Here is a 16,820-nt window from a genome sequence, read left to right as displayed (position 1 = left end):
TGACAGCGATGTTTCAGACGGCCTGACCGTCATTGCTTGATAAATCATCCAAACCATACAGGAGAATTAACATGATTCGGCTGCATCCCGAACAGTTAAACGGAAAACTACAATTCATGCGCGACTACATCAGCGCGCAAAACGCGGCGGACGGCTCGAAAATGGACGCCAATGCCAACGTTACCCAGAAAAACATCGCCACGATGGAAGCGGAAATCATGAAAGACTTTTTCGTGCAGATTAACCGCGTCCAAGTGTCGCGCAAAATCGCCGAAATTTTCGACCAATCCGTCACCGACGAATACATCCGCCAGATTGAGGCGCACGAGATTTATGTGCACGACGAGACCAGCCTTAAGCCTTATTGTGTGTCGGTTACGCTGTATCCCTTCCTGCTCGACGGCTTAAGCAAACTCGGCGGCGAATCCAAGGCGCCGCAACATTTGGCATCGTTTTGCGGCTCGTTTATCAATCTTGTGTTTGCCATCAGCGCGCAGTTTGCCGGCGCGGTGGCTACGGTAGAATTTCTGACTTATTTCGACTACTTCGCCCGCAAAGACTACGGCGACGATTATTTGGAAACCCACAGCAAAGAAATCGCCAACCACATGCAGCAGGTGGTGTACAGCATCAACCAGCCCGCCGCCGCGCGCGGCTATCAGAGCGTGTTTTGGAATATTTCCGTTTACGATCAATACTATTTCGACGCAATGTTCGGCGATTTCGTCTTCCCCGATTTCAGCAAACCGGTTTGGACGAGCGTAGCGAAGCTGCAAAACTTCTTCCTCAAATGGTTCAATCAGGAACGCACCAAAGCCGTTTTGACCTTCCCTGTCGTGACCGCTGCAATGCTGACCGACGGTGGCAAATGCAAAGACACCGTGTTCGCTGACGAAATGGCGAAAGAGTTGGCGGAAGGCAATTCCTTCTTCGTCTATCTTTCCGACAACCCCGACTCCTTGGCTTCCTGCTGCCGCCTGCGCAATGCCATTGAAGACCGCACTTTCAGCTACACCCTCGGCGCGGGCGGCGTGGCGACCGGTTCCATCAACGTCATTACCATCAATATGAACCGGCTGGAACAAGACGGGCGCGACCTTGCCGCCGAAGTCGCCAAAATCCACAAATACCAATACGCCTACCGCAAACTGATGGAAGAATACCAAGCCGCCGGAATGCTGCCCGTTTACGATGCAGGCTTCATCACGTTGGACAAACAGTTCCTCACCATCGGCATCAACGGCATGGCGGAAGCCGCCGAATCGCAAGGCATCAAAGTCGGCTACAACGACGATTACATCAACTTTGTCCAAGGCCGTCTGAAAACCATATTTGAAGCCAATCAAGCCGCCAGCAAACACTTCGGCGTGAAGTTCAACACCGAGTTCGTTCCTGCCGAAAACCTCGGCGTGAAAAACGCCAAATGGGACAAAGCCGACGGCTATAAAGTCAGTCGCGAATGCTACAACTCCTATTTCTACGTCGTTGAAGACGAAGAAATTAATGCGCTCGACAAATTCCTGCTGCACGGCAAAGAACTGGTGGACTGGCTCGACGGCGGCTCCGCGCTGCACTTGAACCTTGACGAAGCCCTGCCCGAAACCGGCTACCGCTCGCTCTTGGACATCGCCGCGCAAACCGGCTGCAACTACTTCTGCGTAAACGTGCGCATCACCATCTGCAACGAATGCGGCCATATCGACAAACGCACCCTGCACGCCTGTTCTGCCTGCGGCAGCCACGACATCGACTACGGCACCCGAGTGATCGGTTATCTGAAGCGCGTATCCGCCTTCTCAAGCGGACGACGCAAAGAGCATGCGCTCAGACATTATCACCGTAAAGCGGCGTAATCGTTGAAAAAGATTGCTTCAAACCTAAGGCCGTCTGAAATTTCAGACGGCCTTGATCATGTTGAGATAGACTGGCTCTTTTAATGATATAGTTTTGATTAAATTAAACAAAAACTCTTGACGCCTTCATATAATGAATTAACATATAACTTCCTTTAACCTACATTCAAAAAAAGTGAGAGACACATGAAAACATCAGCTTTATTGGCGGCTTTGTTGGCAGCCCTGTCCCTGTCAGCATGCGGCGGTTCAGGCTCATCTTCTTCTGCCGTTTGTGACGAGTACGAAAAAGCATTTGCCGAAGCAACTAAAGACGTAGATGCCGCAACCAAAGACATGATGCAAAAATCTTTCGAACAAACCAAAGAAGCGTTGAAAAACCTGCCTGCAGACCAACGCGATGCAACTTGTAAAACTTCTTTGGACGCTTTGAAAGGCGTTCCTGCTGCAGAAACTCCTGAAGAAAAAGCCGAAGAAGCTAAAGATGCCGCTGAAGAGGCTAAAGAAGAAGCAAAAGACGCAGCGGAAGATGCCAAAGAAGCTGCTGAAGACGCTAAAGAAGAAGCTAAATAATACGGCTAAGCTTTACAGAAAAACGGATTTCAATGATTTGGAATCCGTTTTTTGTTTTGTGAATTAGGAGAGTTATTTTAGATAAAATATTTTCAATTTTCAGACGGCCATTTTTCATGCCGTCTGAAAGCGTTAGTTTAAACTAAGTTGAAATTTACAACAGCAAATCGTCAATTAAGTAACCGCGTGCGTACTGCACACCCCCTACGCTTTGGTTTTGAAGTTCCGAGTGATTCATCGATAGGGTGTGTGGCGCAGCCACGCACGCAGTCGGTTGGATATGCAGGCTACGGCTTGCTATAACTTGCTTATCAAAATAATAATTCTTTTAGATCTTTGAATACACTTATCAGGCCAATAATACTAATAACAACACCAATAACAGTTAGCCAATTACTTATTTTTTGATTTTGTTTGGCTTCTATCCTTTCTGCTTCTTGACGGAGTTGCTCCTGTTTAGCCTGTTTCTCATCGTCATCAATTTTTAAAATATAATGAATCATATTAATTTGTTCAGTTAATTCATAATTTATCTCATTTATATTTAAGGCTTTTTCTATTCTTTTCCAAGCCATTGTTAAACTTGTGCTTGATCGTTTTACTGGCTGACTAAACATATAGCGAGCATTAAATTTTGCAATTTGAAGGTAAATGTTACGTAATTCCTGTATGCTTTTTTCATTCTCGGTAGTAAGTGATATAGCTTGTGATAATTTGTTATTGATACTTTCAATCGCTCCAAGATATGCATGAGCAAGAGCCAACAAAATAATGTGTCTTTGAAAATGTACTTCCTGCTTTTCCATATGAGTAAGAAACATTAACCCTCTACCATCAATATGCCCATAATGTGTAGAAGCCTCCCATAAATCATCTATCTGTATAGATTTAGAATCTCTTACTGATGCACAGGTAACTTTTACTTCTTCATTACTTGGCTTTTCTGTTTTAGTAATCATTAAAGCTAATCGACATAAATCATCATACTCTGTCCACGATAACTTTTTATTCTCATTAAATTTATACCAGTCTTGAGAATACCAACTTTGCAATGCTTCTAATGTAGTATTATCATTATTATAAAAATTAACATGAATATGTTGACAAAAATCCTCGCTATCAGTAAAAAAGACAAATACCAGTTATTTTCATCTAACTCTTTAAATTGAGAAGTTTCTAGTAAAATATCTCGTAAAAATTTAATTTCTTTTTTATCAATTGACAACAACTTGCCTTGAGATGATTTTGAATTAATAGTTTTATGCGATTTAACATAATAAATTCGTGCAATTTTCTTTAAAGAAGACATCTTAATTCCTTATTTAATTTAAATAATTTTATATCAAATATTTAATTTACAATATACTCTTCAAATAGTTCCCAGTATAACTCCCCTTAACCTTCGCTACTTCCTTGGGGCTACCACAAGCAATAATCCTCCCACCACCATCTCCCCCTTCCGGCCCTAAATCCACAATCCAATCGGCAGTTTTAATCACGTCCAGATTATGCTCGATAATCACAATCGAGTTGCCTTTGCCTTTCAGACGACCTATCACTTCCAGCAGCAGGGCGATGTCGGCGAAGTGCAGGCCGGTGGTGGGTTCGTCTAGAATGTAGAGTGTCCTGCCGGTGTCGCGTTTGGAGAGTTCCAAGGCAAGTTTGACGCGTTGGGCTTCGCCGCCGGAGAGGGTAGTGGCGGATTGACCGAGACGGATGTAGCCTAGGCCTACGTCCATCAGGGTTTGCAGTTTGCGAGATACAGTGGGGACAGCGTCGAAAAATTCGCGGGCTTCTTCGACGGTCATGTCGAGGACTTGGCTGATATTTTTGCCTTTGTATTGGATTTCGAGGGTTTCGCGGTTGTAGCGTTTGCCGTGGCAGACTTCGCAGGGGACGTACACGTCGGGCAGGAAGTGCATTTCGACTTTAATTACGCCGTCGCCTTGGCAGGCTTCGCAGCGGCCGCCTTTGACGTTGAAGGAGAATCTGCCGACGTTGTAGCCGCGTTCGCGCGAGAGAGGTACGCCGGCGAAGAGTTCGCGGATGGGGGTGAACAGACCGGTGTAGGTGGCGGGGTTGGAGCGCGGGGTGCGGCCGATGGGGATTGGTCGACGTTGATGACTTTATCGAGGTGTTCGAGGCCGCGGATGTCGTCGTATGGGGCGGGTTCTTCTTGGGCGCGGTTGAGTTCGCGGGCGGTGATTTTGGCGAGAGTGTCGTTAATCAGGGTGGATTTGCCGCTGCCGGATACGCCGGTGATGCAGGTAATCAACCCGAGCGGCAGTTCGAGGGTAACGTTTTTAAGGTTGTTACCGTGCGCGCCTTTGAGGACGAGCATTCGGTCGGGATTGACGGGCGTGCGTTCAGACGGCACGGCAATGGATTTTTTACCGCTGAGGTATTGTCCGGTAATGGATTGCTCGCATTTGGCGACGTTTTCGGGCGTGTCGGCAATCAGTACGTTGCCGCCGTGTTCGCCTGCGCCGGGGCCCATATCGACGACGAAATCGGCTTCGCGGATGGCGTCTTCGTCGTGTTCGACCACAATCACGCTGTTGCCCAAATCGCGCAGGCGTTTGAGGGTGGCGAGCAGGCGGTCGTTGTCGCGCTGGTGCAGACCGATAGAGGGTTCGTCCAATACGTACATCACGCCGGTCAGGCCGCTGCCGATTTGGCTGGCGAGGCGGATGCGCTGGGCTTCGCCGCCGGAAAGGGTTTCGGCGGAGCGGCTCAAGTTCAGGTAATCCAGCCCGACGTTAATCAGGAAGCCAAGGCGTTCGGTGATTTCTTTGAGGATTTTTTCGGCGATTTGTTTTTTGTTGCCGTCCAAATCCAGCGTTTCAAAAAATTGGTGGGTTTTGGTCAGCGGCCAGGCGGAGACTTCGTGCAATGGTTCGCCGCTGACGTAAACGTAGCGCGCTTCTTTGCGCAAACGTGCGCCGCCGCAGCTTGGGCAGGCGCGGTGGTTTTGGTATTCGCGTAGTTTTTCGCGCACGGTTTCGCTGTCGGTTTCTCGGTAGCGGCGTTCGAGATTGGGGATGATGCCTTCGAAGGCGTGGCTGCGGTTGAAGGTGGTGCCGCGTTCGGACAGGTAAGTAAAATCAATGACTTCTTTGCCCGAGCCGTGCAAGACAACTTTTCTGACTTTTTCAGGCAGTGTTTCCCAAGCAGCCTGCACATCGAAACCATAATGCCGCGCCAGCGACTGAATCATTTGGAAATAGAACTGGTTGCGCTTGTCCCAGCCGTCAATCGCGCCTGCGGCTAAGGATAATTCGGGATGAGCGACCACTTTTTCAGGATCAAAGAAGTTGGTATTGCCCAAGCCGTCGCAAGTTGGGCAGGAGCCCATCGGGTTGTTGAAGGAAAACAGGCGCGGCTCTAATTCGGGCAGACTGTACGAACATACGGGGCAGGCAAAACGCGCGGAGAACCAATGCTCTTCGCCGCTGTCCATTTCCATCGCCAACGCGCGCTCGTTGCCGTGGCGTAGCGCGGTTTCAAAACTTTCTGCCAGCCGCTGCTTGATGTCCGCCTTCACTTTCACGCGGTCGATGACCACGTCGATGTTGTGTTTAATGTTTTTTTCCAGCTTCGGTACTTCGTCAAGCTGATAGACCTCGCCGTCCACGCGTACACGCGCAAAGCCTTGTGCCTGCAAGTCGGCAAAGAAATCGACAAACTCGCCCTTACGCTCACGCACCGCCGGCGCCAGAATCATCACGCGCGTGTCTTCCGGCAGCTTCAAGACGGCATCGACCATCTGAGATACGGTTTGGCTCGACAGCGGCAGCTTGTGTTCGGGGCAGTAGGGTGTGCCGACGCGTGCGTACAAAAGGCGCAAATAGTCGTGAATTTCCGTTACCGTGCCGACGGTGGAACGCGGGTTGTGGCTGGTGGATTTCTGCTCGATGGAAATTGCAGGCGACAAGCCTTCAATCAAATCGACATCGGGTTTGTCCATCATCTGTAAGAACTGACGGGCATAGGCGGAAAGGCTCTCAACATAACGGCGTTGGCCTTCGGCATATAAAGTATCAAACGCCAGCGACGATTTGCCGCTGCCTGACAATCCTGTTACCACCACGAGTTTGTGGCGCGGAATGTCCAAATCGACATTTTTTAAATTATGTGTACGCGCGCCGCGGATGCGGATGGTGTCATTATCGTGTGAATATTTGGGATGATGGTTGCACATATTGTCAGGCCGTCTGAAAAATAAAATAAACGGCTATTGTAGCACTTTTCAAATGACAGACTGGATAGATAAAGCATTTGATATAAAAGAAACAAAGAGGCCGTCTGAAAATATGTTTTCAGACGGCCTTGATAGATGGATCAGCTTATCAGTTGATTTTGCGGAGAATTTCGCGCAGGGCTTTTTGCCAGTCGGACGGTTTGATACCGAATTCGGTTTCGAGGCGTGAGCAATCCATAATGCTGTATGCCGGACGCGGAGCGGGCAGGGGGTATTGATCGGTGGTGATTGCGTTTAGTTCCGGAATGCGGAAGCTGTCGTCTAATTGGTGGGCCGTCTGAAAGATGGCTTTGGTAAATTCGTACCATGTTGCCGATTTATTGCCGCAGTAATGGAAGATGCCGCGTGGGGAAGTGGGCTGTTGCAATAAACTGATGATGGCGTGAGCCAAGTCGCCTGCATAAGTCGGGCAACCGGTTTGGTCGTGAACAATGGAGAGGGAATCGCGTTCTTTGGCAAGGCGCAACATGGTTTTAACGAAATTGCTGCCGTATTCGCTAAACAACCATGAAGTACGGACGATTGTACTTTCTGGATGGGCGGCTAAAGCCAAAAGCTCGCCCGCTACTTTGGATTGACCGTAAGTGCTGCGCGGATTGGTATAGTCGGTTTCGCGGTAAGGGCGTTTGCCTTCGCCGTCGAATACATAATCAGTGGAAATATGAATAAAGCGGGCGTGTGCGGCGCGGGCAGCTGCAGCCAGGTTGTGAACAGCACTTGCGTTGACGGCAAAAGCAGCCTCTGCGTTTTCTTCTGCTTTATCGACGGCAGTGTAAGCTGCGGCATTAACGATGGCATCTGGTTGGAAATTTTTGATCATGTGATGCACGGCTTCAGTATCGGTAATGTCCAGCGAAGTAGAGTCGGTAGCAATCAGTTCCCAATCTTCGGGCAGGCGGTCGCGCAGACAACGGGCAAGCTGGCCTTTGGCTCCGGTCAATAAAGTACGCATGGTTGAGTATCTCCTCTGATAGCTGTTAAATAGGTATTCGTGTCATTATAGTGTAAATACGACAAATTCACATTATTGGCGTAGAACAAAATGCAGAGGCGGCTGTATTTGGGTAAATTGTCGATATTATCTATCCAGAATAATAACCACTTATTGGTATTATGTTTGTTTACTATAACTAGAGTTAAAATTCAGCTTTTAACAAGATAGATAAAGGATCTATGCTGTTTGAGAGAGTGTGAATCAATGTTAATGTTTTTATTGTTGCTAGGATAATGGGATTTAAAAATAGGTGAAACTCCGTCCTTTTGTCGGCAAATTCTACCGTTTGATATTTTTGAGTAAATATTTTGAAAAATATTACTAAAATAATAATTGAGCAAGGGCGGAATTTGCTCGTTCCGTTAGCTCAATATCTTTATTAACTATTTTGGGAGTAATTATTATGGCATACTGTTACGGGGGGTATTATGCTAGACCCCTGGTTAGTTCTTACTGCGCTCCTGCGCCTAAGGCTTCCTTCTCATCTTACTACTGCGCTCCTGCAGCGAAAACTTCTGTTTCTATCAGCAGTATCGCTAGCATTGCCAGCGTCGGCGTGTCAGTAGTTAATGCGGTAACTGGTTTGGTTTCTGCTATTGCGGCTTTCTGCCCACCAGCAAAAACCACCGTTTACAAATGTGTTCCGGTTTGCCCACCTTACAACTGTGATCCAATCAAACCGATACCACCAAAACCACAACCAAAACCACGACCTCAGCCTAAACCTCAACCAAAACCTGAGCCTAAACCTGAGCCACAACCAGAACCGCAACCAGAACCAAAACCTCAACCAAAACCTGAGCCTAAGCCAGAACCAAAACCTGAGCCTAAACCAGAACCTAAGCCAGAGCCAAAACCTGAGCCAGACTGCAAAGACTGTGTTGACGACCATAACCAAAACAACTCATACGGTCAGGAAGACAAAAACCCAGGTAATGTCATTCGAGCTGAAGACTGCAAAGACGGTAACGTTATCCGCGGTACTGATGCTAAAGATACCATTTATGGTACTGCTTGCGAAGACATCATCTACGGTGGCAACGGCACAGACGTAATCTACGCCGGTGCTGGTAACGACACCATTTACGGTGATGCTGACGGTGACTCTCTGTACGGTGAAGAGGGTAAAGACTACCTGCAAGGTGGTGCTGGCAATGACTACCTGAACGGTGGTTCCGGTGCTGACATCATGCGCGGTGGCGACGGTAACGACGTTTACTTCGTTGACAATGCCAACGACCAAGTTATCGAGTACGGCAATGCACAAGCCGGTATCGATACTGTTCGTACCGTTATTGACTACACCTTGACCGATCACGTTGAAAACCTGTTCTTGCAAGGTATGCAAAACCTGAACGGTACCGGTAACTCTTTGAACAACAACATCGAAGGTAACGGCGGCAACAACCATCTGTACGGTTTGGCCGGTGACGACTGCCTGGTTGGCAAAGATGGTAACGACTACCTCGACGGCGGTGTCGGCAACGACATCCTGATCGGCGGTACCGGTAACGACACTTACTTCTTCGACAAAGGTTACGGTCACGACACTATCCGTGAGGAAAGCGGTAATGACACCCTGTTGTTCGGTAAAGGCGTTGCAGCTTCTGACGTATTGCTAAGCAAATCAGGTGCCAACCTGACTGTTTCTGTCGGTACTAACGACAGCATCACCATCGACGACTGGTTCACCGGTAACAATCACAAAGTTGAAAACTTCAAGTTTGCTGACGGTAGTACTTACCAAGTAACCGGCCACGGCGACTACTACTCTCTGTCTGCTGTGAACCAAATCCAAGATCAGACTCAGGCTCCTGCCATCTGATAGGATGATGGTTTTTAGGGTTTGTCCCTAAAATCAAAGTCTAAGGCCGTCTGAAACCGAGCTATAAGGTTTCAGACGGCCTTTATTTTGTAAACAATCTGACGAAAGATGCTAAATTGGGCTAAAATATCATATTCTTCTGTCTACCAAAGAGATACCCGAAATGTCTGAAATCAGCTTGAAAAAAATCTACTCCGGCAAAGTCCGCGATTTGTACGAAATTGACGATAAACGAATGTTGATGGTTGCTTCCGACCGCCTGTCTGCATTCGATGTGATTTTGGATGACCCGATTCCGGGTAAAGGGGAGATTCTGACGCAGATTTCCAATTTTTGGTTTAAAAAACTGGCTCATATCATGCCTAACCATTTTACCGGTCAGACGGTTTACGATGTTTTGCCTGAAAACGAAGCTAAAGTTTTGGAGAAACGCGCCGTCGTGGCTAAAAAACTCACTCCGGTGAAAGTAGAGGCTATTGTGCGCGGTTATCTGGCAGGCAGCGGTTGGAAAGATTATCAAAAAACAGGCTCTGTTTGCGGTATTCAACTGCCTGAAGGTATGCAGGAAGCGCAACAGTTGCCCGAAGTGATTTTTACGCCATCGACCAAAGCCGCAGTGGGCGATCATGATGAAAACATCAGCTTTGAAGAGTGTGAACGCATTATCGGAAAAGAATTGGCGGCGGAAGTGCGCGCCAAAGCGATTCAGCTTTATACAGAAGCGGCAGAATATGCGAAATCTCGCGGTATTATCATTTGTGATACCAAGTTTGAATTTGGTTTGGATGAAGAAGGTACGCTGACTTTGATGGATGAAGTATTGACGCCAGACTCCAGCCGTTTTTGGCCTGCAGACCAATACAAAGTCGGCACCAATCCACCGTCTTTTGACAAACAATTTGTCCGCGACTGGCTGGAGCAAAGCGGTTGGAATAAAAAAGCGCCTGCGCCTAAAGTGCCTGCCGATGTGATTCAAAAAACAGTCGAAAAATATCAGGAAGCATTGACTTTGCTGACTCAGGATTAATTTTTAAGTTTGAAGGCCGTCTGAAAAGGATATGTTTCAGACGGCCTTTTTATTGTATAAATACTGGATTTTAAGGATAGTTGCCTTTATAATCGAGAGTTGTTTTCAGCGACTGAAAGGCCGTCTGAAAGCTTGTTTATAACCTGCCGCACGGTCTGAAACCCTAACTATGCACATTCGGATTTTAGTGTGCATTATTAGTGTTTTAGCAGTGCGGTATTTTGAAAGGAACAATGATGTTCAATAAACACGTTAAGACTTTCCAATACGGTAATCAAACCGTTACTTTGGAAACCGGCGAAATCGCTCGCCAAGCCGCTGCTGCCGTTAAAGTATCTATGGGCGATACTGTTGTTTTGGTTGCCGTTACTACCAACAAAGAAGTGAAAGAAGGCCAAGACTTCTTCCCTCTGACTGTCGATTACCTCGAGCGTACTTACGCAGCAGGTAAAATCCCCGGCGGTTTCTTCAAACGCGAAGGCAAACAAAGCGAAAAAGAAATCCTGACCAGCCGTCTGATCGACCGTCCGATCCGCCCTCTGTTCCCTGAAGGTTTCTACCACGACATCCAAATCGTAGCGATGGTCGTGTCTGTTGACCCTGAAATTGATTCTGACATTCCTGCAATGCTGGGTGCATCTGCCGCGCTGGTGTTGAGCGGCGTACCGTTTGCCGGTCCGATTGGTGCTGCGCGAGTAGGTTATGTAAACGGCGTGTACGTTTTGAACCCGACTAAAGCCGAATTGGCTAAATCACAATTGGACTTGGTTGTTGCCGGTACTTCTAAAGCCGTGTTGATGGTGGAATCCGAAGCCGACATCTTGTCTGAAGAAGTGATGTTGGGCGCAGTTGTTTACGGTCACGATCAAATGCAAGTGGCCATTAATGCCATCAATGAGTTTGCCGACGAAGTCAACCCAGAAGTTTGGGATTGGAAAGCACCTGAAACCAATGAAGAATTGGTTGCAAAAGTACGCGAAATTGCCGGTGAAACCATTAAAGAAGCATTCAAAATCCGTCAAAAACAAGCGCGTTCTGCCAAATTGGACGAAGCTTGGAATGCTGTAAAAGAAGCGTTGATTACCGAAGAAACCGACACTTTGGCAGCCAACGAAATCAAAGGCATTTTCAAACACTTGGAAGCCGATGTTGTCCGCAGCCAAATTTTGGACGGCCAACCGCGTATTGACGGTCGCGACACCCGCACCGTCCGTCCGTTGAACATTCAAACCGGAGTATTGCCACGCACTCACGGTTCTGCACTGTTTACCCGTGGCGAAACCCAAGCTTTGGCGGTTGCAACTTTGGGTACTTCACGCGACGAGCAAATCATTGATGCACTGTCCGGCGAATACACCGACCGCTTTATGCTGCACTACAACTTCCCTCCATACTCTACCGGTGAAGTGGGTCGCGTAGGTGCGCCAAAACGTCGTGAAATCGGTCACGGCCGCTTGGCTAAACGTGCATTGTTGGCCGTATTGCCAGAACCTGAAGATTTCAGCTACACCATGCGCGTGGTTTCTGAAATTACCGAATCCAACGGCTCTTCCTCTATGGCTTCCGTCTGCGGCGGCTGCTTGAGCCTGCTGTCTGCCGGTGTGCCTTTGAAAGCACACGTTGCCGGTATCGCCATGGGCCTGATTTTGGACAACAACAAATTTGCCGTCCTGACTGACATCTTGGGCGACGAAGACCACTTGGGCGATATGGACTTTAAAGTAGCCGGTACAACAGAAGGTGTGACCGCGCTGCAAATGGACATCAAAATCCAAGGTATTACCAAAGAAATCATGCAAATCGCTTTGGCTCAAGCCAAAGAAGCACGTTTGCACATCTTGGATCAGATGAAAGCCGCCGTTGCAGGCCCGCAAGAACTGTCTGCACACGCGCCACGTTTGTTCACCATGAAAATCAACCAAGACAAAATCCGTGATGTGATTGGTAAAGGCGGTGAAACTATTCGTTCGATTACTGCTGAAACCGGTACTGAAATCAACATCGCTGAAGACGGTACCATCACTATCGCTGCGACTACTCAAGAAGCAGGCGATGCAGCGAAAAAACGTATCGAAGAAATCACTGCCGAAGTGGAAGTGGGCAAAGTGTACGAAGGTACTGTGGTTAAAATCCTCGACAACAACGTTGGTGCGATTGTCAGCGTGATGCCGGGCAAAGACGGTTTGGTACACATAAGCCAAATCGCCCACGAGCGCGTACGCAATGTCAGCGACTATCTGCAAGTAGGTCAGGTTGTAAATGTAAAAGCATTGGAAGTAGACGACCGCGGCCGCGTACGTCTGTCTATCAAAGCTTTGCTGGAAGCTCCTGCTCGCGAAGAGAAAGCAGCCGAATAATCTGATTATTCAAGCTTGAAACAAAAGGCCGTCTGAAAATTTCAGACGGCCTTTTGTTTATTTAAAAGATGAGTATAAAAAACAGGTTTCGCCTTTACTTTGATAAAAGGGATTACTACAATGATTGCAATTTAATAAATATATTTATCTCTCAAGGAGTATGCAATGAATGCTACGCAATTAATCAGCCGGCTGACGCAAACCGTCGGTGAAAAATACATCATCACAGACCCGGCAAAAACTGAACAATACCGTCAAGGCTATCGTTTTGGCGAAGGCAAGGCGTTGGCGGTTGTCCGTCCGGGTACGGTGTTGGAAATGTGGCAAATCTTGCAGGCGTGTGTTGAGGCTGATGTTATCGTGATTACGCAGGCCGCCAATACTGGCCTGACCGGTGGCTCGACTCCTGACGGTAATGATTACGACCGCGATATCGTGATTGTGAATACCATGCGTTTGAACATCATTCAGCCGATTAACAATAACGAACAGGTTGTCTGCCTGCCCGGTTCTACCCTGAATCAATTGGAGCTGTTGCTGAAACCTTTAGGTCGTGAGCCGCACTCTGTAATCGGTTCGTCCTGTATCGGCGCATCTGTATTGGGTGGCGTATGTAATAACTCCGGCGGCGCACTGGTACAGCGTGGCCCGGCGTATACGGAAATGGCGCTGTTTGCGCAAATCAACGAAGAGGGCAAGCTAGAGCTGGTCAACCATCTGGGCATTGATTTGGGTGAAACCCCTGAAGAAATTCTGACCAATCTGCAAGGTTTCCATTATCAGCGAAAAGACATTACGCAAGATGCCGGCAAAGGGCATGACCATGCATACTGCGATCATGTCCGCCAAGTGAATGAACCGACTGCCGCCCGTTTTAATGCCGACCCTGCGCGTCACTACGAAGCTTCAGGCTGCGCGGGAAAGCTGATGGTGTTTGCCGTACGCTTGGATACGTTCCCACAAGAAAAACAGACTGCCGTTTTCTATATCGGTACAAATGATATTAATGAGCTGACCGATATTCGTCGTGCTGCTTTGAGTGAGTTTAAAAACCTGCCTATTTCTGGTGAGTATATCCATCGTCATGCTTTTGATATTGCTGCCGTTTATGGTAAAGATACTTTTTATATCATTAAGACGTTCGGTACCCACCAACTTCCGAAACTGTTTGATCTGAAAGCCCGTGTGGATAGATTCAGCAAAAAGATAAGTTTCTTACCAAAACACTTCTCTGATAAATTCATGCAACTGATCAGTAAAATTTTGCCTGATCACTTGCCGAAATCTATGCGCAACTATCGGGATAAATATGAACATCACCTGATTTTAAAAATGGGTGGCGAGGGCGTAGAAGAAGCGCGTGCTTTCTTGAAGGAATATTTTGCAACTCATGGCGGCGCATTCTTCGAATGTAATGCCGAAGAAACGCAGGCGGCTATGCTGCATCGCTTTGCTGTGGCTTCTGCCGCGATCCGTTACCGTTCTGTACATGATGATGAAGTAGAAGATTTGGTTGCGCTCGATATTGCCTTGCGCCGTGATGATCGTGATTGGTTTGAAACACTGCCGCCGGAAATCGACAATAAAATCATCCATAAATTGTATTACGGACATTTTATGTGTCATGTGTTCCATCAGGACTACATCATTAAAAAAGGCAACGACTGCATGGCTTTGGAACATGAAATGCTCCATCTGCTTGACCAACGCGGTGCGCAATATCCTGCCGAGCATAATGTCGGTCATCTGTATGAAGCCAAGCCCGAGCTGAAACAGTTCTATAAAAAACTCGACCCAACCAACAGCTTCAACCCCGGTATCGGTAAAACCAGTAAGAAGAAAAACTGGGCTGAATAAAGCATAGTCAAAACAAAGGCCGTCTGAATTTTTCAGACGGCCTTTTTATATGCTTGCTTATCAGAACAGGTTGCTGATGAAAATCAGCAGAATCACCAACGGCACGAGGTATTTCACATAAGCAAACCAGATATTGACGGTAGTATGGTTTCCTTTGTAGAGCAATTCGTCCTTCGCTTCATCTTTCATCACGAAGCCGACAAACAAGGCAGAGCCAAGCGCGGTCAGCATAAACAGGATGTTGCCGCTGATATAGTCAAAGGCATCAAAAATGTTTTTACCAAACACGGAAATATCTTTCCATGGGCCGTAGCTCAAGATGGAAGGGATATTGCCGAAGATAAAAATACCTGCCAGTACGATGGTAATCGCGGCTGCTCGGCGGATTTTGGTTTTTTCCTGAATGGTCGTAATCAACACTTCATAAATGGTCAGAGAAGTGGTCAGCGCGGCAATCAGAAGCAGGGAGAAGAAAATCACTGCAAACACTGGGCCTGCCCACATATTGGAAAACACGATCGGCAGGCTTTGGAACACCAGCGTCGGGCCGGAGTTAGGGGCAACGCCAAAACTGAAGAGGGAAGGGAAAATCATAAATCCGGCCAACACGGCAATCAATGTGTTGGTAATCGCGGTAATCACGGCTGTTTGAACCAGATTTTCGTTTTTATCCAGATAGCTGGATAACGTAATCATCACGCCGAAACCCAAGCTCAAGGCGAAGAATACTTGTCCTAAAACGAAGACGAACAGTTCGGCAGTAATTTTGCTGAAGTCAGGTTTCAGATAGAAGGTAATGCCTTCCATTGCGCCCGGCAGGGTAACGTTGCGCACAACCATGGCAATCAGAAATAAAAACAGCAAAGGCATCAGGTATTTTGCCGCTTTTTCAATACCGCCGATCACGCCTTTGACCAAGATCCATTGGTTCACAACCACAAATAGGAAGGTGTAGAAAGCAATTTCCCAAGGGCTGTTCTCAATGTGTTCGGTAAAGAAACTTTTGGTGACTTCGCCGGAAACCGGACTGGAAATGTCCAAATTACCGCCGATGATATTGACGATGTAGCTGATAACCCAGCCGCCAAGCACCATGTAATAGGCCATGATGCCGAATGCGCCGAGCAAGCCCATCCAACCGACCAATTTCCAAACTTTGGCAACGGGTTTGCCATTCATTGTGCCACCAAATGCATCCAGCGCGTTCACACCTTTACGGCGGCCGATAACGTTTTCCACCAAAATCATCGGAATGCCGATGACCAGCATGGCGATACAGAACAGAAACACATACGCGCCGCCGCCGTTTTCACCAACCAAATACGGGAAACGCCATGTTGCGCCAAAGCCGACAGTCGCACCGGCAACGGTAAGGATGTAAGTCAAACGGTTGGACCAGGTTTGACGGGGTTGATTGGAAGACATAAATACTCAGATGCATAAAAATAAAGACAACATTTTACCGCAAAGATTTAACGAATCTTGACTAAAGTCGAAAAAGAAAATTAGTTAAAAAAACCATGTAATGAAGAATTTTTAGTGATTTTCTCTGGTTTACTTGTTATTGAAACCTGAAAACAGAGAATTTGGCTGAAGCGATATGAATGATTGAAAGAGCCGTAACGATAAAGGCCGTCTGAAAAGTGGGATATGGGAAAAGGTTGTTGTGAGGATATTAGATAGCACCAAGGTGTGCTTTCAAGTATATCGGCAACAAAGATGGTATTTATCTAAGGCTGTTTAAATAACATCTTGTAACCCTAGCTTGGATAGTCGCAGATAGATTTTTTTATAAAACGATTTGTCTGAAATGGGAACGGCACAGATTGATACGGAAGAGACGAGAAAGAGAAAAGGGATAATGGCAAGTTAATGAGTAGAGATGGGGTTTAGGAATGATGGCTTCTTTAGATGAGAAAGGCCGTCTGAAAGTACACCCGTTTGGTTGCCAAATTTTAGATAAAAAAACCATCTATACTAAGGGGAAAGTATAGATGGCCAAACACATTACGGGGAAAACGTCTTACTCACTTACTCACTTCTTTCGAAGCAAGTGTTACTCAGACAGGCGAA

At 47.2% G+C, this 16,820-nt stretch carries 9 protein-coding genes and 1 pseudogene; 6 read left to right on the top strand and 4 right to left on the bottom strand.

Annotated features, from left to right (window positions below; genetic code table 11):
• Positions 1–71: 71 nt before the first annotated feature.
• Together nrdD and KCG54_RS06355 are read left to right on the top strand one after the other, a co-directional pair.
• On the top strand, positions 72–1,853 hold the full coding sequence (gene nrdD / locus KCG54_RS06360; RefSeq protein WP_254323705.1) for an anaerobic ribonucleoside-triphosphate reductase: 1,782 nt from the start codon (positions 72–74) through the stop codon (positions 1,851–1,853).
• 186 nt (positions 1,854–2,039) lie between these two features.
• Complete coding sequence (locus KCG54_RS06355; protein ID WP_049359726.1) at positions 2,040–2,426, top strand: DUF5339 family protein; 387 nt, start codon at positions 2,040–2,042, stop codon at positions 2,424–2,426.
• Between the two features lie 311 nt (positions 2,427–2,737).
• Here the strand turns inward: KCG54_RS06355 and KCG54_RS06350 are convergent, their stop codons facing one another.
• The 3 genes and pseudogenes from KCG54_RS06350 to rfbD all read right to left on the bottom strand — a co-directional run bounded on the left by KCG54_RS06350 (position 2,738) and on the right by rfbD (position 7,639).
• The gene (locus KCG54_RS06350; protein ID WP_254323704.1) at positions 2,738–3,478 is read right to left on the bottom strand and encodes a hypothetical protein; all 741 of its coding nucleotides are present in this window, start codon (positions 3,476–3,478) and stop codon (positions 2,738–2,740) included.
• A 303-nt stretch (positions 3,479–3,781) separates the two neighbouring features.
• A pseudogene (uvrA, locus tag KCG54_RS06345) lies at positions 3,782–6,627 on the bottom strand (excinuclease ABC subunit UvrA).
• Between the two features lie 148 nt (positions 6,628–6,775).
• The gene (gene rfbD, locus KCG54_RS06340) at positions 6,776–7,639 is read right to left on the bottom strand and encodes a dTDP-4-dehydrorhamnose reductase (RefSeq protein ID WP_254323703.1); all 864 of its coding nucleotides are present in this window, start codon (positions 7,637–7,639) and stop codon (positions 6,776–6,778) included.
• Between the two features lie 445 nt (positions 7,640–8,084).
• On the opposite strand from rfbD, the gene KCG54_RS06335 reads away from it, so the two are divergent.
• From KCG54_RS06335 to dld, 4 genes are all read left to right on the top strand, one after another.
• Positions 8,085–9,506, top strand: coding sequence for a calcium-binding protein (locus KCG54_RS06335; protein ID WP_254323702.1), 1,422 nt, complete (start codon positions 8,085–8,087; stop codon positions 9,504–9,506).
• 163 nt (positions 9,507–9,669) lie between these two features.
• Positions 9,670–10,533: a phosphoribosylaminoimidazolesuccinocarboxamide synthase gene (locus KCG54_RS06330; protein ID WP_150540454.1), complete on the top strand. Its 864-nt coding sequence runs from the start codon at positions 9,670–9,672 to the stop codon at positions 10,531–10,533.
• 233 nt (positions 10,534–10,766) lie between these two features.
• Positions 10,767–12,890: a polyribonucleotide nucleotidyltransferase gene (gene pnp / locus KCG54_RS06325; RefSeq protein WP_107697060.1), complete on the top strand. Its 2,124-nt coding sequence runs from the start codon at positions 10,767–10,769 to the stop codon at positions 12,888–12,890.
• A 165-nt stretch (positions 12,891–13,055) separates the two neighbouring features.
• Complete coding sequence (gene dld, locus KCG54_RS06320; protein WP_070748781.1) at positions 13,056–14,747, top strand: D-lactate dehydrogenase; 1,692 nt, start codon at positions 13,056–13,058, stop codon at positions 14,745–14,747.
• Positions 14,748–14,807: 60 nt separating this feature from the next.
• Here dld and KCG54_RS06315 read toward each other — a convergent pair whose 3' ends face one another.
• Positions 14,808–16,172: a sodium-dependent transporter gene (locus KCG54_RS06315; RefSeq protein ID WP_150537416.1), complete on the bottom strand. Its 1,365-nt coding sequence runs from the start codon at positions 16,170–16,172 to the stop codon at positions 14,808–14,810.
• Positions 16,173–16,820: the final 648 nt, after the last annotated feature.

Origin of the sequence: Neisseria subflava, from assembly GCF_024205705.1 — a bacterium.
Lineage (GTDB): Bacteria > Pseudomonadota > Gammaproteobacteria > Burkholderiales > Neisseriaceae > Neisseria > Neisseria subflava_D.
The sequence above is the reverse complement of the archived record's forward strand: the minus strand, read 5'-3'. Positions and strand labels throughout refer to the sequence as shown.

Coding starts and splice junctions, on each gene's coding strand:
- rfbD (WP_254323703.1), bottom strand. CDS start 7,639: ATGCGTACTTTATTGACCGGAGCCAAAGGCCAGCTTGCCCGTTGTCTG.
- dld (WP_070748781.1), top strand. CDS start 13,056: ATGAATGCTACGCAATTAATCAGCCGGCTGACGCAAACCGTCGGTGAA.
- nrdD (WP_254323705.1), top strand. CDS start 72: ATGATTCGGCTGCATCCCGAACAGTTAAACGGAAAACTACAATTCATG.
- KCG54_RS06330 (WP_150540454.1), top strand. CDS start 9,670: ATGTCTGAAATCAGCTTGAAAAAAATCTACTCCGGCAAAGTCCGCGAT.
- KCG54_RS06315 (WP_150537416.1), bottom strand. CDS start 16,172: ATGTCTTCCAATCAACCCCGTCAAACCTGGTCCAACCGTTTGACTTAC.
- KCG54_RS06355 (WP_049359726.1), top strand. CDS start 2,040: ATGAAAACATCAGCTTTATTGGCGGCTTTGTTGGCAGCCCTGTCCCTG.
- pnp (WP_107697060.1), top strand. CDS start 10,767: ATGATGTTCAATAAACACGTTAAGACTTTCCAATACGGTAATCAAACC.
- KCG54_RS06335 (WP_254323702.1), top strand. CDS start 8,085: ATGGCATACTGTTACGGGGGGTATTATGCTAGACCCCTGGTTAGTTCT.